Raw genomic sequence first — 23,698 nt, forward strand, 5'->3', positions numbered from 1 at the left:
GCCCATGGAGGCCAGCGTAAATCCGTCACACAGACGGTTGCGGTCTAAGAAGTGGGAAGCCTCGCCCGACAGGGCTGGGAGTAGTCACCATAATCCTTCTCACCTCATTCAGTCGTAACTATTTTTGATATTGCTACGACATCATATCCAATTTTTTCTTTCCATTCTTTCCAATGCAAGGCACGTTTCATCCGGTATAAATATCATTTCAGATATTATTCCAACTTATAACCATCTATTTTTTATACATTTTTATCAAAAAAGAAACAATCTGATGCACTCTTAAGCAAACGATGATTTTTTTTCATTTTTTACTTTACAAGGTGAACTAGGATAGCTATTATTCGCCTCGTTCTCACGAGAACTCGCTTCCTCCATAGTTCAGTCGGTAGAACGGCGGACTGTTAATCCGTATGTCACTGGTTCAAGTCCAGTTGGAGGAGCCAAATTTAGAAAAGCCCGCGCTATCATAGTGCGGGCTTTTTGCTTTCTGCTCATCAACTATTTTTATTTCTCTATTTTCTTATTTATTTTTACATATCCATCCTCAATTCCACGTTAACGCAAAATCATTAATAAAAGAATGCGTTTTTATAAGCTTATTTCAATCAACATTGTTCTACTGACTATCTTTTAAACTCAAAACCACCTTATTTGATTTAAAAATCATAAATTAGTTATTTTTTAACCACTTAAACTGTTATTTCACTTTTTTTACTTTACAATGTTCATTACCCTCGCTATTATCCATCTCGTTCTCACGAGAACTCGTTTCCTCCATAGTTCAGTCGGTAGAACGGCGGACTGTTAATCCGTATGTCACTGGTTCAAGTCCAGTTGGAGGAGCCAAATTTAGAAAAGCCCGCGCTATCACAGTGCGGGCTTTTTGCTTTTCACCTTTTATCACTACCTTTCTTCTTTTTTCATCTCTTTATTTTCAGTATTTGACGTGAAAAAACAGCCCGTTAAAAACGTTTATTATCTCATAATTCGATTATCTGTTTTAGAAACAAGCAATATGTTGTTTATCTATGCACTTAAACAAATATCATCGATTGTCCTTTGACATATCAAACCACCCACTATATGATACACGCCACTTAATGATGTTCCTCCATAGTTCAGTCGGTAGAACGGCGGACTGTTAATCCGTATGTCACTGGTTCGAGTCCAGTTGGAGGAGCCATTTCTCTTTGTGTCACCCTCGTAACCTTTTGATTTTATTCTCTGTTTTACCTTACACAATTCCAAAAAATATAATAAAAAATACGATTAAATGGTAGCTATTTAATCGTTTTCGTATTAGCATTCATTTCCGGCTTGACTACCTAGTCCAATCCAATCCTTGATCTTTCGATTTTCCTAAGACACACGGAGCCGGTATATGACCACTGCACAACCTATCACCCTCACTATTCACCGTCCAGATGATTGGCATGTTCACTTTCGTGATGATGACATGCTGAAAACTGTTGTTCCTTATACCAGTCGCTATTTTGGCAGAGCTATTGTTATGCCAAACCTTGTTCCACCAGTTACAACGATTGAAGCTGCTCGTTCTTACCGTGATCGCATCAAAGCGGCTATTCCTGCCGGTGATAACTTCGAACCGTTAATGACTTGCTATTTAACAGATAGCACACTGCCTTCAGAAGTCGAACAAGGTTTCTTACAAGGTGTTTTTACTGCTTGTAAACTTTATCCTGCGAATGCAACAACTAACTCAAGTCATGGTGTATCTGATATCACAAAGATTTATCCTATCTTAAGTGTGATGGAAAAAATCGGTATGCCATTGCTGATCCACGGCGAAGTAACCGCTTCAAGCATTGACATTTTTGATAGAGAAGCACGTTTCATTGATAGCGTTATGTCTCCTGTACGCAAGCAATTTCCTGAGCTAAAAATTGTTTTTGAACACATTACAACTAAAGAAGCAGCTCAGTATGTCTTAGAAGGCAATCAATTTCTCGGTGCCACTATTACCCCGCAACATCTGATGTTTAACCGCAATCATATGTTGGTAGGTGGTGTTAAACCTCACCTATATTGCTTACCTATTCTTAAACGCAACGTTCACCAAGAAGCACTAAGAGAGGCTGTTGCATCTGGAAATTCTCGCTTCTTCTTAGGCACAGATTCTGCACCTCACTTACAACATCGTAAAGAATCATCTTGTGGTTGTGCAGGGGTATTTAATGCACCAACTGCGCTGGCAGCCTACGCAACCGTATTTAAAGAACTCAATGCATTACAACATTTTGAAGCTTTCTGTTCTCTAAATGGCCCTCGTTTCTATGGTTTACCTGTTAATGAAGGAACAATCACATTAACTGAAAAAACTGTTGAGGCTCCAGCACAAATCCTTTGTGGTAATGAAGCACTTATTCCTTTCTTAGCAAATGAAAATATTCATTGGGATATCACTGTCGATTAATCCTCGCCCTTGATATTTGTCTAAAATGCACCATATAACATTTGTTCGATTGTTAATGGTGCATTACTCTTTTATCTGAGCCAGCACACGTTTTTTTGTTATAACAAAAATTTATCTTTTTAATCGCGATAAATCTCGTATACTGAAAAGTAACCACTCTATGTGGGCGCTTCTCTCTTAGTCAAAACCGGTTGTATGATTAGGAGGTACTATGAGTAGAAAAAATGAAGTTATTCAGACACATCCTGTTGTAGGCTGGGACATCAGTACCGTTGACATCTACGATGCCATGATGTTGCGTTTACATTATCTTCCTGAAAACGAACATCATCCAGAAAATGCAGTTGTAGATAAGACACTTTGGCTCACAACAGACATAGCTAAACAGTTGATTCATATTCTTCAAGCAGGTATTGATAAAATTGAATCATCTGAAGATTCTGTTTCAGTCAACACCAAGCATTAATAAAAAGATCTAGAAAAGATAGCGAACGCAAAGCAGGGGTACTTGGTACTCCTGTTCTCTTTTATCTCTCAACAATCCACTACCACATATTGTTTATATCTATATAAGCCAGCTCTTACCGTATACAAATAATTAGTTATATTAATAAATCGATTTCTATTTAATAGAAAAATAATCATAACCTTTTTATTCGATATATCTTCAAGAAAAGAACATATAAGCCGAATTGACATAAATTAAGGTTATCTTTATTTTAATAAATTAAAATAGTTACAAACAAGGAAGTTATTTGTGAAAGTATTAATTATTGATGAATGTTTTTTTACTCGTAATGGCATAAAACACTATTTTGCGAAAAGAAATGTAAGACATGAAATAATTGATATATCATCTATACAGGAAGCCAATAATTATATTAATCGCTCAATGCCAGATATTATATTTATTGATCTTACAAGATATTGTCGGGAAGTAGCACATTGCCCTCATTTGCAACTTTTTTTCCTTTCAACAAAAAACTGTCGGCTTTATCTTTATCTTGATGCAAACTATCCAGATAAAGAAAGGCCTATCTCATTGACAAACAACTGTTTTATCCTTCCCAAAAAGATACTTCCATGGGTACTTGAAAAGACATCGTTGTTCACTTCTCGATGCCAAGTTTTCTTTCCAACTTATAAACATTCATTCTGTTCTATTTTTAGTTTACAAGAACAAAAAATAATTAATTATTGGATGAGTGAAATACCTAATTATCAAATTGCTAAAAAACTATCTATTAGTAGTAGCACAGTATATTCACACAAAAGACATATTACAGAAAAGATTAATGTAAAAAACAGAATTGAATTGTTTTTCATATATAATATTTTAAAATACATATATGAGAAATAATCCTATTGAAATTCAATAAAAAAAACGAATAAAAGAAAAAAAGGAGTCCGTTTCCTATTATTACTCACTGTAATTAAGCTGGCTAATATGCGTGTTAGCCAGCTTAAAATTATTATACTATTATGTATGTAGGGTACATATGATATTAAAATAATTAAACTAATATAGTTTTATCTTATAAAAGATAAAGTAAAAATGATTTATTTTGCAATCACTTCACTCTGCTTTTAATAAAGAGTGAAGTGATTATTTACAATACCAGAGTAAAAATTAAGCTATACGTTCAATCTTAGCAGGTAAACCTTGACGAACAGATGCACCAGATACCCAATCTAACCATGTATTCGTGATTTGACGTGTTGGATCGGCAAATCCTAAATCATTAAGGTTAATACCACTCCCAATGTCTTTATCCATTGGCAATGGTTGTTCATCTAAGTAATGCTGACGAGAACCCAATTCGTGATGTCCATATCCATGTTCAATTGCTAAAACTCCCGGCATTACACCATCGAGTAAGCTAATCTCAGCTTCTACTTGTCCACCAGGTGTTACAATACGAACTTTATCACCATGATTAACCCCCCATTTTTTACCATCTTGAGGATTAATTGCGACCAAGTTACTCGGCTTCACCATTCTTAAACGTTGGATCATGCCTGTTGAACTGCTCACCACATGAGATTTAAAGGACATTAATTTTAATGGCCACTGCTCTTCAGGATAATGCTGATGAATATCACTACCATCCGATAAACGTGGTGGATAATAAGTCGGGCAGCCACTATAACGTTCACCGGTTATTGCATGATGATTTTTCGCAACTTCTTCATTCCAAATCTGTAATGGTTGTTTCCACTGTGGCCCTGTTTCATCACCATTCCATGCTTTTTCATAAGGTGCAAAACGACCGCCTCGTGTATAGATATACGCAACTTGAAGAACTTCTTCATTTTTTAACGTTGAGGTTATCGCTGGTAAAATGCGGTCTACACCACTCAATAAAATATCTTCATTGGTTGCTGGTGCGACAGGTTTCTCACCCATAAATGCCATATTAGCAGCAACGCGTAAATAGTAGTCTTCTGCACTATTGATTGGATAGAAGTTACCCTCCATATCTTCAATTGCTTTATCACCAAAACCGGGCAAATCTAAGGCTTTTGCCACAGCGATACAGAATGTTTCCATTGAAATTGGCTGGCCATCTGCAGTTTTTGCAACACGAGGTTCGATAATCGGCCAACGCGCTGTACTTGCTTTAGTTTGAACACCAGACCAAGGCGCACTAAATCCCCAGCTCTCAAAGTTATGTGTATCAGGAACAATATAATCAGCCAGCGCTGTTGTTTCATTCATAAATGCATCAATACCAATAATCAAAGGCAGATGCTTCGGATCTTTTAAACGCTCTTCCATCACTTGGCGAATACCCGCGATCCCATAAATGGGGTTGGTCATATTCGTTATCCATGCTTTTAATGAATAAGGATAACCTGCTAATGCAGAGCCTAGCTGTTCAGTTAATTGTCCAGCTGCAAACGGATACCAAGGTGCTTTTGCTGGATATGGAGATTCGCCTTTTTCTACTCGCTCACGGTACTCATCAGATTTTTCATAAGCTACTTTACTGCGTGATAACACCATACCTTTTGGTTTCACTTTGCCTTTAAAGCTGTCCATTTTGTAACATGGGCCATCAGTCGCGCCATTAAACTTACCACCACCAACAGATACTCCACCTTTAAGGTTTAAGTTACCTATTAGCGCATTAAGCATGATCACGCTCCACGCTGTATAGAAACCATTACCGCCCATCATACCGCCATGAGAGATAACTGCCGCTTTTCGTCCATAAGCAGTAAATTCGCGACCTAATGCAACAATTGTTGTTTCTGGGACTTTACAACGTTCACTATATTCCGCCAGTGTCATACGTTTAGACGCTTCATCAAGTAATTGGAAACTTGATTTAACCGTAACGGTAGCCCCTGTTTTTAATGTCACTGTATGCGTAGCAAACAGTTGTGCTTTATTGACTTGGGTTGATGGAACTAATTCCCCCTCAAGAGATAAAACTAAGTTTTGCTCTTCCCCTTCTGCAACATCATTAAAATGTGCAGTTGTCAGCATTTGTCCTGATAACGGATGTTTTTCATCACTGATCACAAGGTGAGTCGCATTTGTCCAGCTCTTCTCACCCACATTTTTCATTGAAACTTCGCTTGGCACTGACAGATACTCTGCATTGTAGCGATTGTTTTCAATGATCCAGCGGATCATTCCCATCACTAAAGCCGCATCCGTTCCGGGTTGAACAGGAACCCAATGACCATGATCGTTAGCTAATGTTGTTGTTAGGGGTAAAGCTGGTGCCACAACCACATAATTGAACGAATCACGAATTCGAGCGTTAGCTAACTGACGGCCTTGACGCTTAAATGGATTACCTGATTGTGCCGGTGATGTTCCTAAAAACAGAGCAAATTCAACGTAATCCCAATCAGGCTTAACGTGAGCGTTTTTATTTAAATCGTTCATTAACGCGCCAGAGCCGGCACGGTACGCTAATCCACAATAAGAGCCGTGGGCACCAAAGTTTTTACTACCAAATGAGTTTTGAGCAAAGCGACGAATAAACGTATCGCGGCCATCATCACCCGCATTTGTCATCAATAATTGGTTCGCTTTAGGGCCTAAAGCCGGTTGCTTTGGATCGATTAAAGTATCTAAATCACGAATAGCACGTAAACCATCAACATGCCCTTCACCAAAGAGATCGCCACCTTCAACAACTTCTTGGATCAACTGTTCAAAACTGATACGTTTCCATTTACCTTCACCACGTTTACCCACACGTTTCATCGGCTCAAGAATACGTGTTGGGCTATCAAGGCTTTCCATCATGGTTGCGCCACGAGCACAAGCCGTCGAGCGGTTTTCTAAACCACTTTCCCCACCCATTTTTTCAAATGCTTCTTTAATTGGCATGTTATAGCCAAAATGATGATCATGAGAAAGTGGGTGATAAGGATTACCAGCAATACGTAAAATTTTATTATTTGCTCTATCAACACGGGCACGCACACCGCATTGTGTCCAGCATCCAAAACATTGCGTCATACAAACAGATTGATCTGTATTCGCTTGCCATTTTGCGTCTTTTACAACTTTACCTTCGGGCAATAAAGAGTTCCCGTTGATCCTATCAAGTGTCACTTTGCCTGATGTACCATCAACTAAACCATCTATGGCACGTTTAGCAACATCACGGTAACTGGCAGCAAATGCGGCAATACCACCGATAACTAACCCACCTTTAAGCCATTGACGTCTTGTAAACTTAGCCATGCTGCACTCTCCTGACAACCCAACGAATACTTTCTCTAAATAAAATGGTTAACGCTATCCACAATCCAAATGTACCGACAATTGCCATCAGTCCATCATTACCTAGCGTGAACTCATAAGGGTTTGTAATAATGTTATATTTGGGAATATATTGAGCGCCCATCAACATCAACCAGCGTAATACCCACGCCAGTCCCATTGATACAAATGCCATGATGGTAATAAACGCAACTGAACGTGCTTGTTTTGCCATCAAAAGTCCCATCACGACCGAGATACCCCATAGTGCGATAACACCAATGGCACTCCACCAGCCAAGGCTTCCCATTGCTAATTGTTCTCTAATTGCCAGACCTGAAATCGTATCGCCGGCAACCCAAAAACCCGTACATACGGCTAATAACATCAGTGAACTCACAAACCACATTGCTAATTCACGCTGATGTTCTGGCTCGCGACGTGTTCCTAATGCTAGTAGTGTCGGTAATACTTGCATTGCACTAAAAAACAGCAGGATTGGTAACCAGTAGGTATACAGCACAGGTCTTGCTTTTAAGATAGATGCTTCACGACCTGTATATAACAGCAAACCAATCGCAGTTAATGAGCAAGCCAATGCTACCCAACGAGTTAATTTGTATTCACGCTTCCAAACTAAGCGCACAATCATTGCCACAAAGTAAAGTATGCTAAATGCTGAAAATAATGGCAGTAACAGAGAGCCCCATGCCATCCACGACCATGGTGTTGGGTAAGCATAGAAATGCCATACACGTGCTGTTTGATGTAAATCTGCTGTTAAAGCCAGAGGTGCCGTAATACCAGCTGTTACAGCAATAAACACAGCAACAGCTTCTAAACGTTGATTACCTGCATGACCTTTCCAACACTGCCAGCACGCATAAAGCGTTGCACTACATGCAATACCAATAAAAAAGAAATATTGCACAGCCCAAGGTAACCAAAAATATTCTTGAGGGATCGCGATGACTTCTTGAATTTGAGAAACTTGCGGGATCATGAGTGAACCTCCTGCTGCCATAATGCGGGTTGTCCTTGACCTGCTAACGGTTGTACAAATGCATCATCGAGGCCGAGATAAAAAACTTGTGGTAATGTGCCACTTTCTGGTTTTAATACTTTCAGCTCTTTTTCATGTGTACGTAGCATTTTGCTGATAGTGCTATTAGGATCTTTCATGTCGCCAATAATACGAGCACCACCGACACAAGATTCAACGCACGCAGGCAGTAATCCAACTTCAAGGCGGTGTGCGCAGAAAGTGCATTTATCTGCTGTTTGTGTTGAATGATTAATAAAACGTGCGTCATAAGGACATGCTTGAACACAATAAGCACAACCAACACAACGTTCATTATCGACAACGACAATGCCGTCTTTACGTTGGAAAGTGGCTTGAACCGGGCAAACAGGTACACAAGGCGGTTCATCACAATGGTTACACAACCTAGGCAGTAAGACATTGGTGATCCCTTCTTGCCCCTTGATAGCAACCTGATATTGGTTTACTGTCGTCCTAAATTGTCCTTGAGGAGTCCGATTTTCAATATTACAGCTTACTGTACAGGACTGGCATCCTACACAACGGCGTAAATCAATCAGCATTCCGTAACGTTTATCTTCCGAGCCCTCACGACGCTCAGGTGATAATTTAATGCCGGCTTCAGCTAAAGGAACGATTGAAGCACCAGCAGTAAGGACCCCTAATTGTTGTAAAAATTTTCGTTTTCCAAGATCCATATTTGTCTCCAGTATCACTCAATAACACAAGCTCACAATGAGTGAAGGAAATAGAAAGTAAAAAGTATGTGTTTTGTTATAAGAGCATTGTAAAAATTACTGAAGACGGCACCTATTGTGGTTTACCACATACCCCGTGCGAACTTGATCCAAAACAATATTTAACATTAGATATTTATGACGATAAAACAGACAATTGGGATAAAACATGCGGTAACCATCGGGTTATTACTGCTCTTTTTTATACTTCCTTTACAAGCCACAGCAAAAGAGTGGACGATCGGTGTTTTAGCACTACGAGGAGATGCATCAACCCAGAGACATTGGCACCCACTTGTCGATACATTGAATAAACATCTCTCAACAGAAAACTTTGTATTAGTTCCTTTAAATCTTGAAGAAATGAAATTAGCGGTCGCGAAAAAAAACGTTGATTTCTTACTAACAAATCCTGCGCAATTTATTCAATTAGATAATGCGTTTCCATTACGTTGGTTACTCTCATTACACTCCGGCTATGAGCCAGATAACACAACAAGAAATGTTATTGGTAGCCTAATTTTGGTTCGTAACGATAGCCCAATTACTTCTGTTAACGAGCTAATAGGAAAACGTGTTGGAGCTATCGCACCAGATGCGTTTGGTGGATACCTTTTAGGTTATAAAGCGCTACAAGAGCAAGGGATTGATCCTGATAAAGATTTCACATTACGTTTCACCGGTTTTCCTGCTGATGCTTTGCTTTACCTTTTACGAGATGAAGATATTAATGCCGCAATTATCCCCGTCTGTTTGTTAGAAAATATGGATAGTGAGGGATTAATAAAAAAAAGTGATTACCGGCCCGTGCTCACCTATCAAACCAACACTCCTTGTTTAACCAGTACACCGCTCTACCCTAATTGGTCATTTGCGGCACTAGATACCGTTCCTGATGAGTTAGTTGATAAAGTCACACGAATTTTACTCACAGATGATAGTAAACCGATGAAATGGGGGGCTCCTGCATCACATACCCAAGTTGAAACACTATTAAGAGAAGTAAATCAACATCCTCGACAAAGACAGCTTTGGCAAGATGCACAGAGTTGGGCAATTCAACACCAATTTATTATTGGTCTGTCATTAGCTGCGATCCTTTTTCTCATCCTAAATCAAGTCTGGGTCAGTTATTTAGTGAGACGCCGTAGTCGCCAATTAGAGCATGCGCACAATCGATTAAGACAGCAAAAAGAAGAATTAGAACACGCTCAACGCTTAAATATATTGGGAGAAATGGCATCAGGGTTTGCTCATGAGCTTAATCAGCCACTTTCTGCTATAAAAAGCTATGCACAAGGAAGCGTTATTCGCCTTAAAAAAGAGAATGAATCGCACCCATTGCTACCTGCATTGCAACAAATAGATAAACAAGCACAACGCGGTGCTGATATCATTAGAAATCTACGTTTATGGGTTGGAAAACAAACACCTAACACCGATACAATTTCGCTTTCTCATCAAAATATTGCGCAATGTATCCAACATATCTGGAAACTTTTACGCGTAGAAGAGAAATACCCACAGGTTTCACTGATCACCCATATCGATGAACATGACACCCTGTATTTACCTGAAACATTATTAGAGCAAATTTTATCGAATCTAATCACTAATAGTCTCCAAGCTGGCGCTAAAGTACTAAAAATTAGCACCCACAAAGCGCCTGATCGGTTGCTTATCGTCATTGAAGATGATGCAGGTGGAATGAGCTACAGCCAACTTGAACAGCCCTTTGCCCCATTCCAAACAACAAAAATGGAAGGTCTCGGACTAGGTTTAGTAATTTGTCAACGTTTATTACTTTCTCAAGGCGCTGATATTCATATTGAAAATCAAAAGAATGAACAAAATAAAATTGGATTAAAAATTACCCTTATTTTCCCTAACAAAAATAAATAACGGAGAAAAAATGCCAACTATTCATCTTGTTGATGATGATCTTGCTGTCACTGATGCTTGTCAGTTTTTATTAGAAAGCTTAGGTTATTCTGCCCATGTCTGGAATGATAGCGAGTTCTTTATCAACAACGTCAATCTTTATCAACAAGGTGTTGTGTTATTAGATATGAGAATGCCAAAACTCGATGGCAGACAAGTTCACCAGCATTTAATTGATAAACACAGTACACTTTCTGTCATTTTTTTAACGGGTCATGGTGATATTCCCATGGCGGTTGAAGAAATTAAAAAGGGTGCGATTGATTTTCTACAAAAACCTGTTGATAGCAATGCTCTACTCACTGCTTTAGACTCAGCTTTTGCTGACACCAAAATACGTTTTACTGCTCATGATATTCGTCGTCGTTATGCTTCATTAACACCAAGAGAAAAAGACATTGCCTATTATGTCATTCAAGGATTAATGAATCGTGAAATTGCAGAAGTGGCTTGTGTTTCCATCAGAACAGTCGAAGTACATCGTGCAAAAGTGATGGATAAAATGGCAGCTAAAAATATTGCTGAGCTAGTTACAGCGCTACAAGGTATCGAAATAGTTTCACCTAATTTATGACAAAATTTCTTATCTGCGCTAAAAAATGTCACAATATAAAATATTCATTGGAAAAAGAGTAAATAGATAGGCTTATGATAAAGTCACCTCCATTTAAAAAATCATTTTTACAGCCTAAATATTGGCTGACTTGGTTTGGGATCGGATTACTTTATATTCTGGTTCTGCTCCCTTATCCTGTTATTTATTGGTTAGGCACGCGTTTAGGGCGTTTTTCAAAAGTTTTTTTAAAAAAACGAGTCCAAATAGCAGAACGTAATCTCGAACTCTGTTTTCCACAAATGCCTAAAAGTGAACGCGAAGCCTTAGTGAATAAAAACTTCGAATCTGTTGGTATGGGATTATTTGAAACAGGTATGGCTTGGTTTTGGCCTGATTGGCGTGTAAAACGCTGGTTTAAAGTCAGTGGCAGAGAGAATATTCAAAAAGTACAAGAAACAGGTCAAGGAATTATTGTTGTTGGGATCCACTTTCTAACTTTAGAATTAGGCGCTCGCATTTTTGGTATGTTAAACCCCGGTATTGGTGTTTATCGTCCAAATGACAATCCAGTTATGGATTGGCTACAGACTTGGGGTCGGTTACGCTCCAATAAATTTATGCTTGATAGAAAAGATCTAAAAGGAATGATCCGCAACCTCAAAGCCGGTGAGATCCTTTGGTATGCCCCAGATCACGACTATGGCCCACGTAAGAGTGTTTTTGTTCCATTATTTGCTGTTGATAAAGCAGCTACAACAACAGGCACCTATATTCTAGCAAAAACGGGAAACCCGGCTTTGATTCCATTTACTCCTAAGCGATTACCAGAAGCCAAAGGGTATGAGTTAATTATTTCACCGGCAGTAGCAGACTTCCCACTTGATAGCGAAGAAAATGCCGCGAATGCAATGAATAAAGTAATAGAGCAAGAAATCTTACGAGCACCTGATCAATATATGTGGTTACATCGTCGCTTTAAAACTCGCCCAGAAGGTGATGCTTCTTTATATAACGAAATAAAGAAAGTACACTAATGATAAGGTGGCTGTTTTATTCACAAACAGCCACTTTATCGTATTGCAATACACTGAAATAACAATAATAAAAGAAATAACAGCACAAGCTGTAAACTCCTGCAAAACACATTATAAGAGCAAGACCTATCGCACTTATTCTGTATCATGGCTATATTCTTATTCACTATAAAATAAGAAAAAACCAATTCGTTGTTGCCATGCTCAACATCGCTATGGTTATTTTCAGTCTATTTTCTTGGTTTACTCTCTCGTTCTCGGCTAAAGGAGTAACATGGATCTCAAGCCCCGAAATAATTCTTGGAAACGTAATCTCTATATTGTCTGGTTTGGCTGTTTTCTAACGGGTGCCGGTTTTAGCCTGATCATGCCTTTTCTTCCACTCTATGTAGAAGAACTCGGTATCACTGATCACGAAGAGCTTAATCTTTGGACGGGTGTTGCATTTAGTATTACCTTCCTTTTTTCTGCCATTGCAGCACCTTTTTGGGGGAAATTATCGGATAGAAAAGGTCGCAAATTAATGCTGTTACGTTCAGCCCTGGGTATGGCGATTGTGATGGTATTAATTGGATTTGCTCAAAATATATGGCAATTATTGGTACTACGAGCCTTGCTTGGTATATTAGGTGGCTTTGTTCCGAATGCAAATGCGTTAATTGCAACCCAAGTTCCGGTTAAAAAAAGCGGCTGGGCATTAGGTACACTTTCAACAGGTGCGGTAAGTGGCGCATTAATAGGCCCTTTAATTGGTGGTATGCTTGCCGATCTCTACGGTTTACGACCTGTGTTCTTTATTACTTCCGCTGTCTTATTTATTTGCTTTTTAGTCACCCTCTTTTTCGTAAGTGAAAACTTCACACCCGTTTCTAAAAAAGACGCACTAACCACAAAACAGGTCTTTTCATCACTTAAAAACAAAAGACTCGTTGTATGCCTGTTTTTCACCACAATGATCATTCAAATCGCAACAGGCTCTGTTACGCCTATTTTGACACTTTATATTCGTGAATTAACAGGTTCAGTCAGCAATCTTGCCTTTATCAGTGGTGTTGTCGCCTCCGTACCTGGCATTGCGGCTCTGATCAGCGCACCTCGTTTTGGTAAATTAGGTGACAGAATTGGCCCGGATAAAGTCCTTCTTTTTACCTTAGGGCTCTCTATTTTTATGCTTATTCCAATGGCTCTAGTTAGTAGCTATTGGGAACTTGGCGCACTACGTTTTTTACTTGGTGCAGTCAATGCAGCCATGTTACCTGCGGTACAAACGCTTATTCTCTATAACATTACCCCTACCATTGCAGGTCGGATTTTCAGCTATAACCAAGCATTAAGAGATGTTGGAAATGTTACAGGCCCGTTAATGGGTGCTTTTGTTGCTGCAAGTTATGGATTTAGAGCTGTTTTTTATTTCACCGCCGCCGTTGTCTTTTTTAATCTAATTTATTCTTGGTTAAGCTTTAAAACACCACAAAAAAAGTAGTCAAAAAATCTACAAATCAGATCAGTTAATAGTTTTTTTTCTTCAAAAAATTACACTTTTACATTTAAAGGCTCAATTGTTATTTTTTTTATTCTATTTTTTATAATTATTTGTTTATTAATAATATTTTTACCTCCTATTTGTTAAGGCCTCTAAAATTTTCTTGTCCTCTTTTTTCAAAAAATTGCAAGGTTAACTATTGTAAAATGAGATTTTTATCGACTTTTGCACCAAAAAATGGTTTATAAAGTATTAAATATACTTTTAGTCGCTAAATTATGACAAAAGTATGTTAAAAATATATTAATTAAATGCAGTGTGTATTGATAACAAAATGAAATAATTTTGTTTAACCACTAGCTAATATTTTGTTCTTTTTACTTGCAAACGACCTGTAGAGGTTTTTTTTGGGAATTTAAGATGCAATCTACTCACTCAAAATCTAGCCGAACTTTCTTTGGCCACCCATATCCATTAAGCTCTCTTTTCTTCACCGAAATGTGGGAACGCTTTTCTTTCTATGGTATTCGCCCATTATTAATTCTATTTATGGCGGCAACCGTTTATGAGGGTGGCATGGAAATCCCCAGAGAGCAGGCATCTGCTATTGTGGGTATTTTCGCAGGCGGTGTTTATTTAACGTCGCTACCTGGAGGTTGGTTGGCTGATAACTGGTTAGGTCAGCGACTAGCGGTATGGTATGGCTCTATCTTTATCGCGTTAGGGCACTTATCCATCGCACTTTCAGCGTTTTGGTCACAAGATCTGTTCTTTATCGGTTTATTACTGATTGTATTGGGTACGGGGCTATTTAAAACCTGTGTAACTGTGATGGTAGGAACCTTATATAAAAAGGATGATACTCGCCGTGACGGTGGATTCTCCTTATTTTATATGGGTATTAATATGGGGTCATTTATTGCCCCACTCATCACAGGTTTCTTAGTGCGTGATTATGGCTGGCATTGGGGCTTTGGTATCGGCGGAATTGGTATGCTTGTCGCGTTACTGATTTTCCGCTTTTATGCAGTACCGACCATGCGTCGCTTTGATAGTGAAGTTGGTTTGGATTCAAGTTGGGATCGTCCAACCGTTGTTCGTCGTAATGTCGGTCAATGGATCTTAGCATTGTCTGTTGTTCTTATAGCAATTGTTGGCCTTATTATTTCTGGTGTTATTCCTTTCAACCCAGTTGTTGTGGCTAACTTTATGGTCTATGTGATTTCTGGTAGTGTTATCGCCTATTTTATCTATTTATTCCTATTTGCTGGATTAAGTAGTAGTGACCGTTCTCGCTTATTTGTTTGTTTCCTTTTATTGGTTTCAGCAGCTCTTTTCTGGTCTGCATTCGAACAAAAACCGACATCATTTAACTTATTTGCCAATGACTATACTGACTTAAACTTTATGGGTTTTGAGATCCCAGCAGTTTGGTTCCAGTCTGTTAATGCCCTGTTTATTATTCTTCTTGCCCCTGTATTTAGCTGGTTATGGCCAATGATGGCTCGTAAGAATATGAATTTAAGCAGCATGACTAAGTTTGTGATTGGTATTTTATTTGCAGCTGGTGGCTTTACCGTCATGATGTTTGCATCTGAAAGTGTTATTGCAACAGGACAAGGCGTTTCACCACTTTGGTTAATTGGCAGTATCTTATTACTGACATTAGGTGAATTATGCTTAAGTCCTATAGGTCTTGCCACAATGACTATTTTGGCACCAGCTAAAATGCGTGGTCAGGTTATGGGATTATGGTTCTGTGCAAGCGCATTAGGTAATTTGGCTGCAGGTTTAATGGGGGGAAATATCCGTCCAGACAAACTTGATGTAATGCCTGACTTCTTCTCTCATGTTTCTATTGCGCTGGTTATTTGTGCAGTTGTTCTTGCTGCACTTATTATTCCAGTTCGTAAGCTTTTACAAAGCGCAGATAGCAAAGAGAAAGCACAAGCTTAATTAATGTGTCAATTATTAAAGCCATGTCTAATTTTACTTAGGCATGGCTTTTTGCTTTTACATCCTACAATTTGAACGCTGTGTTTAAGTATTGCACCCGATATTTAAAACACTTAATCTCATTACCTTCTATTTATTGATAGTTTATCACTAAGGTAATGCGATGACTGTTCTTCCTATTTATTATGTTAATGCTTTTTCCTCTCAACCTTTTTCAGGAAACCCTGCAGCTGTTGTTTTGTTAGAAGAATGGTTACCTGATGACACCTTAATTACACTCGCGAGCGAAATAAACTTACCTGAAACCGCTTTTTTAGTTGGCGACCATATTCGGTGGTTTACACCAAAAATTGAAGTTCCTCTTTGTGGACACGCAACATTAGCTACTGCTTTTGTACTAAAAACGATAAAACAGTCCCCTGATGATCTCTTTAAATTCCAATCTCTTTCAGGTGAGCTCACAGTTTCTAGTCAAGGTTCTCTCTTTACACTAAATTTCCCAGCTATACCCGCAACATTAAATAACGATATAAAATCAGTGATTGAAGAAAAATTAGCATTACAAATAGATGAAATTTGGCAAGCGCATGATCGTTATGTTTGCTTTTTATCTGATCCTGAAACTGTCATTAACTACCAACCTGATTTCTCTCAAATTGCACAATTGCCTTTACCCGGCGTAATTATCACAGCTAAAGGCCACTCTCCTTTTGACTTTATCTCTCGCTTCTTTGCCCCCGTAAAAGGCGTAAATGAAGATCCTGTTACAGGCACATCACATTGTGTATTAGCACCCATTTGGAGTAATAAACTCAATAAAAAACAGTTACAAGCAAGGCAAGTTTCAAAACGAGGTGGAAATATCGACTGTGCACTAAAAAATAATCGTGTTTTACTGGCAGGAGAGGCGGTACTCTTTTTAACTGGTGAAATAACCTTTTAATTATGAGCGGGATAATCAGCCATTCATCTACTTTGCTTTCAATTTACTCTATTTTATACTGTGGGCAATTTCTCCCTACAGTATAAAAAGAAGGCTTTATTGTTATGTCCATCTCTGACTTATCTCCTGAATTACAAGATAAAATTAAAAATTCAATCACACGCGTATCTAAAGTCATATTCCCTACTACAACAAATCACCACTCAACACTCTTTGGTGGCACAGCATTAGCTTGGATGGATGAGGTTTCATTTATTACCGCCACCCGTTTTAGCCGGAAACGCCTAGTGACGGTTTCAACTGAAAAAATAAATTTTAATCACCCTATTCCATCGGGAACGATTATTGAATTAGTAGGTGAAGTTATTCGTGTTGGACGTACAAGTTTGACGGTAAATGTTTCTATTTTTCTTGAGGATATGTATGCAGAAGGTCGTGAAGAAGTGATCCATGGTCAGTTTAATTTTGTTGCGGTTGATCATGACGGAAAACCAACACCATTATTCGATAAATAATATCTTATAGAGAGATTTATTATACTTTTTATCTTTCTTAATTCAAAACTGCACTATTTTATTAAGTTTGTTATTATTTTTTAATAATAACAAAGTATTAAGAACATTAATTTAGATGGATATTTTTCAATCAAAACAAAATAACCAATAAAATCAATAGATAATAAGATTACTAACATGTAAGGCAAGAGTTATCCACAGTTAATGTGGATAACTGAATAAATCCAAAAATCAAAGAACACAGATTTTTGTTACTACAAATTCAATCTGACACAGAGTCAGTTTCCGTCCTACTATTGCACTTTCAGCAATAACAATATCCGTTGATTGTGAATACAATCGTCCCACTTCCAACGCTAATTCAATAGTGGGTTCAATCAGTAATATCACCCCGACATCTTCAATATCAACAGGAAAATCGGCAAAAGTGCTAAGCTGTGCCACTTGTTTTATCTTATTTTTAGCAATTTCTTGCGCTTTTTCCGTTGCAACTTGATTAACTCTTACTTGTTTTTCAAAAACACCACCACCAGAATGAAGATAGATCATAATTTACTCATTATAGAAAATAAAGGCTGTTATCTTTATTATTCAAATCAAATGTATAAAAGCCAGTAGATAAATAAAAAAGAAACAGCCTTATCCCAATTTTTTCATTCTAATGAACACAATACAAAAGTGCTTTACCAACCATAAGAAACACCGCCACCGACAACGCCACGATCTTCTGTATTCCATGAAGCAGAAACTCGGATAATGGCACTTTCTGTTATTTGATACTGAGCACCTGTTGCCAATGCATTCGCATCGCGATAATTACCCACTCCCACACCTAAACTAAATGTGTGATTAGTTACGTAAGGAATATTAGCCATCGCAGCGACAGAAGCAATACCCGCACTTGCTCTTTTATCTGCCTTATCAATTTTATTATCCATATTCTTAAGCGCAATATCATTATCAAGAAAGATATTCTTAAATTTATTATTGGTGTATTCATTTGCAATAGAGATAGAGTCATTTTTTGATTTTTCGATATATTCCTTCAACGATTCATCTCTTTCATTTATTAGTGAGTTAGTCACATAAATATACTCATTTCCTTTTTGGGTAACATAATTTTGATGCTCTTTGGTTAATTTCTCATTATTTTTTCCAATCAAACTTTCCATACCGGATGTTATTTTTCTGATCTCAATATCTGTATAACTATTAGCATTTTTTTCTGATGCATTAACCTGTCGAGTTGTTGAAAAAGTAATTTCATCTTTAATATTATTAACATGTTTAACTATTTTTTTATCATGCTCATTCACTTTAAAGTCCGTGTATTCCTTACTCTTATTTTCAGATTCAACAACTCTAGTGTTTATATTTTTTTCTATTCCTTCTTTCATATTATTAACTTTGTTATCAGTATATTGATTTGATTTTTTTTCTGCACTTTCAGCAAATTCTTTAGCCTTTAATTCACTTTCTTTTAAGACTATTTCATTTGCTTTTATAATATCGCCTTGTATTACTTTATTATTTTCATTTATCTGTTGAGTTGTTACTTTAATAACTGTATTTTTTTCTTGCTCTATCTTATTGTAAATAGAGGTATTATTGTCATTAATACGCTCATCTGTCTCAATAAGGATATTATCTTTTTCTTTCCTTAACTGAGAAACATTAACCGCATCAGTATCTTCTGTACCAGCTGCTACATTAATAATTTGTCGCTGATTTTTTTCACTGCCAATTGATAATGTATTATTGCGATTATTACTACTTTTATCGCCTAATATAATTGCATTACTTGCAGATCCTGAAGACTTACTACCAATAATAACTGAATTATCTGCTTTATCAGAAAGGCGACTACCGCTCCCTAAAATAACACCATTTTCAGCATTATTTATTGCCCCTTTCCCTATACTAATTGAATCTTTATTTTCACTATAAGCTTCTGTTCCAATAGAAAGAGAACCTTCGCCGATAGCCATAGCACCACTTCCCAACGATATCGCATTATCACCAATAGCTGTACTTTTATGACCTATTGCAGTTGCATTTTCACCTTCGGCTCCTGCATTAGCACCAATTGCTGTTGATTGATCAGAATGTGCCCACGTATTATATCCAACTGCCGTAGATTCATTACCATCAGCTTTACTATTCCCCCCTAATAAGGTTGTATTATTTGCATAAGATAAAGGTGATGATAATAATGAAACCACTAATAGTTTTATCTTAAAATCTTTATTTTTAATCATATCTACATCACTCCATAGTTAATAAACTCATATATAGAGTAATATGTATTTTATTTTTTACACGTTATATGACTTATGAAATAAACTAATAATGAATTGAAACTCTATTAATTAAAGATAATAACATCAAAATACAATTAACTTTATTATAAATAAAAACCATTACTTAATTTATATTTAAATAATAATCAATAACTAAAGAACATTGATAGAAAAAGGAAATGAAAGTTAAATAACCCCATTCATTATTTATAAAAAATAAAATATTTCTATTTTTGAGACAATGATCAAATAAAGAATATCTCTAATCTATAAATAACAATGCTATTTATTAAAAGAAATACTAAGTAGAACCCCTAAACTTATTTATGCTTAGGGGGGTAGTATTATTCAATAAATTGTGCTTCTGCAATTAATAATTTATCAATTGATGATTGACATAAAAGAGGTCTAAGTGTTTCAAATTTCTTTTCTGACCATTGGTAAATATTTAAAGATAAAAGTTGCTCAATAATCTTGGGTTCAAAACGATATTTAAGGTGTCGTGCAGGTATCCCTCCCACAATGCTATAAGGTTCAACATTTTTGGAAACAACACTATTAGCTGCAATAATAGCCCCTTCTCCAACCGTCACACCTGGCATTATCATTGCACGCATTCCTATCCATACACCATCATGAATATGAGTATCCCCTTTACCAATATAGGCTTCCTCAAGCTTATCCATAAAAGGATAAAGTGAGAACCAATCCATACGGTGAGTATGATTTCCACCCATTAATATAACCGCCTGTGCTCCAATACAGACATAATCACCAATATATAATTTATCAATTTCCCACAATGGCTCCCATTGCAGGCTAACTTCATCACCATAAAGATAACGAACAACAGAAGTTTCAAAACCATCATCCCAGCAATCACTGTAATAACTGTGTTGCCCTTTAATGATAATGTTTTTATTTTTAACTGTTTCGTGCAAATATTCTACGCGCGACCAATGTTTATTTTTCATGATATGACTCGCAATAAATTTAATGAGTCATCAAAGAATGCTTAAATTCTCTGATGATGTGTTCGCATTCAAAACACATCGTCTTAAGCAATCCTTGGTTGAAGCAATAAGTTCTTCTTTTTCATCTTGTTTACGACCAATTTATACCACGCAATACGCTATGCTTGCAGTTTATCCATATCATCATAAAGGTTATTAAAGAAAAAGCCACGGATCGCCTTAATAGTATCCCTCTAGTTATTCCCCCGTGGCTTGATATCACTATTTAAAAAAGTCTTTACTACCATGAGGTGCACAACGTAAATATTGAGGAGCAACGTTGATGGTTTGTTTGAGTTTTTCCGCCGCATGCCAAGGCCAACGAGGATCATAAAGAATACCTCGGCCTAAAGCGATAAAGTCAGCCTGCTCTGTAAGTAAAATCGCTTCAGCTTGTTCTGGCTCGGTAATTAAACCAACAGTAATAACAGGTAGCTGCGTTTCATTATAAATTGCTTGAGCAAATGGCACTTGGTAATTAGGTCCTAGTTTTATTTCTTGTTTTTCTGATAACCCGCCAGAAGAAACATGAATATAATGGCAACCTAATTCTTCAAGATGTTGTGTTAACGCAATAGCACTTTCTAAATCCCAGCCACCTTCAACCCAATCTGTTGCAGAAATTCTGACACCCACACAAACATTATCAGAAACTGCATTTTTTACAGCGATAAAGACATCCACTAATAATCGACTACGATTATTGAAATCGCCACCGTATTGATCTGTTCTGTGATTTGATAATGGAGATAAGAATTCATGCAATAAATATCCATGTGCACCGTGGATCTCAATAACATCAAAGCCTGCTGATTCAGCTCTTTTAGCTGCATCAACAAAAGCTTGTTTTATTTCTTCAATTTCATCAATATCCAAGGCATGAGGCTGATGATTATTTCCAAAAGGAATTTCTGAAGGTGCAACTTTTTGCCATCCATTAGGAGAATCTGGCGCTAATGATGCTCCACCATTCCAAGGTAAATCAGTCGATGCTTTACGTCCTGCATGTGCAATCTGTATACCCATTTTTGCAGGTGAATATTGCTTAATATTATCAACAAGTTTTTTTAATTCACTGCCATGTTGATCAGACCAAATACCTAAATCTTTATAACTAATACGACCTCTAGGCTCAACTGCTGTCGCTTCAACAATTACTAACGATGCACCAGACAGTGCTAGTTGCCCATAGTGTATAGTGTGCCATGCTGTCGGGTAACCTTCTTGTGCTGAATATTGGCACATAGGTGCAACGATAATGCGGTTGTCTAACTGATGGGGGCCTAATTTTTTAGGAGAGAACAACAAGCTCATTTAAAGCCTCCTGCTACCAATAAGAATTTATGCAAAGAAAAATATCTTCACACTTGTATATACCATTTAACTATACAAGTTTAAGGCTATCGGATCTTATACATTTAGGCGATGGTTTACTTCACATTGTGAAAAACAAAAAGATCAGCATCAATTACTGATCTTTTTGTTAATTAATCATTAGATTTGACAGGTTGCACCAATAAGTAAAAATGAGAAAACACAATATGGTTCTCTCGCCTTTTCCTACCAATCTCTTGTTGCAATTAATTCTTCTATATCAGCATTTTCAAACCCATATTCATCCGCGATGAAGCCAAAATCTTCAGCAATACACTCTCTTGCTACTGTTTCAATTTCGCTCTCTTCTTCATAGAATTCTTCTGCTAATTCATTAAATTGATCTGTTGTTTCTTGCGTTAAAATATAAAGTTCTGACAAATTTTTAGGTGAAGTGGCTTCTATTTTTACACAAAGCGCTTTTAATAAATCTTGCCCTTTCTTTACAAGGTGTGTGGGGTAATAATTATCATTGTCCATTTCTTTTAAAAAAGAATGCGTGGCGAGTACTTTATTTTTAATCATGAATAACATCCTTATCTAAGTATTTATCTTAAGGTCATTAAAGTGCACTTATTATCTTAATTACAGAAAAGTATATTACGTTTCTTAATTAAATGTCTCGCTTTTATTTCTATGAATTTATAGAATTCTGCCCAGCAAATAGAAAATAGGCAATGAATTAAAATGACTAAAAAAATACGATTTATCTTTCTTTTTTTGACTATTGCACTACTCTCTTTTATGATCATTTTAAAATATTTAGAAAGCTCACCTTTAGCAACATGGCATTTCTATGGTAATAACGGTGAATATGTTACAGGTCATTACTACCCACCAGCAGAAGATAATGCAACAGATACCGTGATATCCATTCCAGAAAAACCAACTAAAGAAGGTTTAACAATCACGCATTGGGATAATTGTAACATTGATCTGAATATCGATAATAAAACGCTTTCTATTTCTTATTTTAATAATGGCCTTATCCAAGCTTCATTATCAACAAAAGATACATCTGATATTACATTAACTGAGCTGTATTTTTATCAACCTGATGATATGCATTGGTCGATAAATCGATTAAAGGATGGAACATACAAGGGTTGGATTTGGGATAATGTTGCAAATCAGCTTATTTCCGTCCGTTATCAGGAAGATAAAACAACAATTATTGACGGCACAAAATATACATTAATGCCAGAAAGTTATTGGTTATTTCAACATTGGGCTAATGGTATGTTAGTGGAAGAGTACACATTAGATGATTTACCAGCAAAAGATGGCTTTATCCCTGATATAGATAAACAAAGACTGGCTCACGCAAAAGCAGAACTTCAAACTACGGTAAATGAATTGGTGGTGCCATTAAATTTACCATTTAACTTAATGTTGTGGGATAACTCACTTTGTAAGTTATAACATCATGTGAAATGCTCCCAGAGGGTTGGGAGCATTTCTGACACAGAATGATTTAATTTATACTAAATAACACCATCTAATTTCATATAAATTCCTTTTATTAAAAATTAAATTCCTTTCAAGTAGTTAAGGTTTACTGCAAGAGTATAGATGAATAAAGTAAATAATTTAAATCTAATAAAAATGTTGCACAACAGGGATATATTAAAACAT

Annotated in this window: 20 protein-coding genes and 3 tRNA genes; 15 read left to right on the forward strand and 8 right to left on the reverse strand. The window is 36.9% G+C overall.

Features of this window, described 5'->3' with window-relative positions:
* The first annotated feature begins 370 nt into the window (after window positions 1–370).
* The 6 genes from DK858_RS02075 (at window position 371) to DK858_RS02100 (ending at window position 3,797) form a co-directional block, all read left to right on the forward strand.
* A tRNA-Asn gene (locus tag DK858_RS02075) sits at window positions 371–446 on the forward strand.
* Between the two features lie 327 nt (window positions 447–773).
* Window positions 774–849 (forward strand) — tRNA-Asn (locus DK858_RS02080).
* Window positions 850–1,110: 261 nt separating this feature from the next.
* Window positions 1,111–1,186, forward strand: a tRNA-Asn gene (locus tag DK858_RS02085).
* A gap of 198 nt (window positions 1,187–1,384) precedes the next feature.
* Window positions 1,385–2,437: a dihydroorotase gene (gene pyrC, locus DK858_RS02090; RefSeq protein WP_109396020.1), complete on the forward strand. Its 1,053-nt coding sequence runs from the start codon at window positions 1,385–1,387 to the stop codon at window positions 2,435–2,437.
* Window positions 2,438–2,648: 211 nt separating this feature from the next.
* The gene (gene bssS / locus DK858_RS02095) at window positions 2,649–2,903 is read left to right on the forward strand and encodes a biofilm formation regulator BssS (protein WP_072063131.1); all 255 of its coding nucleotides are present in this window, start codon (window positions 2,649–2,651) and stop codon (window positions 2,901–2,903) included.
* Between the two features lie 291 nt (window positions 2,904–3,194).
* Window positions 3,195–3,797, forward strand: coding sequence for a response regulator transcription factor (locus DK858_RS02100; protein ID WP_109396021.1), 603 nt, complete (start codon window positions 3,195–3,197; stop codon window positions 3,795–3,797).
* Window positions 3,798–4,067: 270 nt separating this feature from the next.
* Here the strand turns inward: DK858_RS02100 and ttrA are convergent, their stop codons facing one another.
* From ttrA to ttrB, 3 genes are read right to left on the reverse strand one after another with little or no spacing between them, the layout of a single operon-like run.
* Window positions 4,068–7,148: a tetrathionate reductase subunit TtrA gene (ttrA, locus tag DK858_RS02105; RefSeq protein WP_109396022.1), complete on the reverse strand. Its 3,081-nt coding sequence runs from the start codon at window positions 7,146–7,148 to the stop codon at window positions 4,068–4,070.
* Complete coding sequence (gene ttrC, locus DK858_RS02110; RefSeq protein WP_109396023.1) at window positions 7,141–8,169, reverse strand: tetrathionate reductase subunit TtrC; 1,029 nt, start codon at window positions 8,167–8,169, stop codon at window positions 7,141–7,143. Before ttrC ends, ttrA begins: the two co-directional genes overlap by 8 nt.
* A complete protein-coding gene (gene ttrB, locus DK858_RS02115) occupies window positions 8,166–8,909 on the reverse strand; it encodes a tetrathionate reductase subunit TtrB (protein WP_109396024.1) in 744 nt (247 codons plus the stop codon). Before ttrB ends, ttrC begins: the two co-directional genes overlap by 4 nt.
* Window positions 8,910–9,086: 177 nt before the next feature.
* Between ttrB and ttrS the strand changes: the two genes are divergently transcribed.
* The 7 genes from ttrS (at window position 9,087) to DK858_RS02150 (ending at window position 17,376) form a co-directional block, all read left to right on the forward strand.
* The gene (ttrS, locus tag DK858_RS02120; RefSeq protein WP_109396025.1) at window positions 9,087–10,850 is read left to right on the forward strand and encodes a tetrathionate respiration histidine kinase TtrS; all 1,764 of its coding nucleotides are present in this window, start codon (window positions 9,087–9,089) and stop codon (window positions 10,848–10,850) included.
* A gap of 10 nt (window positions 10,851–10,860) precedes the next feature.
* Window positions 10,861–11,463, forward strand: coding sequence for a tetrathionate respiration response regulator TtrR (gene ttrR / locus DK858_RS02125; RefSeq protein WP_109396026.1), 603 nt, complete (start codon window positions 10,861–10,863; stop codon window positions 11,461–11,463).
* A gap of 74 nt (window positions 11,464–11,537) precedes the next feature.
* Complete coding sequence (locus DK858_RS02130; protein ID WP_109396027.1) at window positions 11,538–12,479, forward strand: Kdo(2)-lipid IV(A) acyltransferase; 942 nt, start codon at window positions 11,538–11,540, stop codon at window positions 12,477–12,479.
* Window positions 12,480–12,753: 274 nt separating this feature from the next.
* Window positions 12,754–13,962 carry a multidrug efflux MFS transporter MdtG gene (gene mdtG / locus DK858_RS02135; protein WP_109396028.1) on the forward strand — a complete coding sequence of 403 codons (1,209 nt, stop codon included), beginning with the start codon at window positions 12,754–12,756 and terminating at the stop codon, window positions 13,960–13,962.
* A 420-nt stretch (window positions 13,963–14,382) separates the two neighbouring features.
* Complete coding sequence (locus tag DK858_RS02140; RefSeq protein ID WP_109396029.1) at window positions 14,383–15,918, forward strand: peptide MFS transporter; 1,536 nt, start codon at window positions 14,383–14,385, stop codon at window positions 15,916–15,918.
* Window positions 15,919–16,081: 163 nt separating this feature from the next.
* The gene (locus DK858_RS02145) at window positions 16,082–16,861 is read left to right on the forward strand and encodes a PhzF family phenazine biosynthesis protein (RefSeq protein WP_109396030.1); all 780 of its coding nucleotides are present in this window, start codon (window positions 16,082–16,084) and stop codon (window positions 16,859–16,861) included.
* 104 nt (window positions 16,862–16,965) lie between these two features.
* Window positions 16,966–17,376, forward strand: coding sequence for an acyl-CoA thioesterase (locus tag DK858_RS02150; protein WP_006533237.1), 411 nt, complete (start codon window positions 16,966–16,968; stop codon window positions 17,374–17,376).
* A gap of 231 nt (window positions 17,377–17,607) precedes the next feature.
* Here the strand turns inward: DK858_RS02150 and DK858_RS02155 are convergent, their stop codons facing one another.
* The 3 genes from DK858_RS02155 to DK858_RS02165 form a co-directional block, all read right to left on the reverse strand.
* Window positions 17,608–17,925 (reverse strand): hypothetical protein, encoded by a 318-nt coding sequence (locus DK858_RS02155; RefSeq protein ID WP_109396031.1) that lies wholly within the window; start codon window positions 17,923–17,925, stop codon window positions 17,608–17,610.
* A gap of 134 nt (window positions 17,926–18,059) precedes the next feature.
* A complete protein-coding gene (locus DK858_RS02160) occupies window positions 18,060–19,634 on the reverse strand; it encodes a YadA-like family protein (RefSeq protein ID WP_109396032.1) in 1,575 nt (524 codons plus the stop codon).
* A gap of 386 nt (window positions 19,635–20,020) precedes the next feature.
* Window positions 20,021–20,650, reverse strand: a complete 630-nt coding sequence (locus tag DK858_RS02165) for a CatB-related O-acetyltransferase (protein WP_109396033.1) — start codon at window positions 20,648–20,650, stop codon at window positions 20,021–20,023.
* Window positions 20,651–20,687: 37 nt separating this feature from the next.
* On the opposite strand from DK858_RS02165, the gene DK858_RS18015 reads away from it, so the two are divergent.
* Window positions 20,688–20,849: a hypothetical protein gene (locus tag DK858_RS18015; RefSeq protein ID WP_162556428.1), complete on the forward strand. Its 162-nt coding sequence runs from the start codon at window positions 20,688–20,690 to the stop codon at window positions 20,847–20,849.
* A gap of 62 nt (window positions 20,850–20,911) precedes the next feature.
* Here the strand turns inward: DK858_RS18015 and DK858_RS02170 are convergent, their stop codons facing one another.
* On the reverse strand, window positions 20,912–22,003 hold the full coding sequence (locus DK858_RS02170) for an NADH:flavin oxidoreductase/NADH oxidase (RefSeq protein WP_109396034.1): 1,092 nt from the start codon (window positions 22,001–22,003) through the stop codon (window positions 20,912–20,914).
* Window positions 22,004–22,249: 246 nt separating this feature from the next.
* A complete protein-coding gene (locus DK858_RS02175; protein ID WP_109396035.1) occupies window positions 22,250–22,588 on the reverse strand; it encodes a DUF5713 family protein in 339 nt (112 codons plus the stop codon).
* 162 nt (window positions 22,589–22,750) lie between these two features.
* Here DK858_RS02175 and DK858_RS02180 point away from each other — a divergent pair, with 162 nt between their 5' ends.
* Window positions 22,751–23,485, forward strand: coding sequence for a hypothetical protein (locus DK858_RS02180; RefSeq protein ID WP_109396036.1), 735 nt, complete (start codon window positions 22,751–22,753; stop codon window positions 23,483–23,485).
* Window positions 23,486–23,698: the final 213 nt, after the last annotated feature.

Origin of the sequence: Proteus faecis (assembly GCF_003144395.1) — a bacterium.
GTDB classification, from domain to species: domain Bacteria; phylum Pseudomonadota; class Gammaproteobacteria; order Enterobacterales; family Enterobacteriaceae; genus Proteus; species Proteus faecis.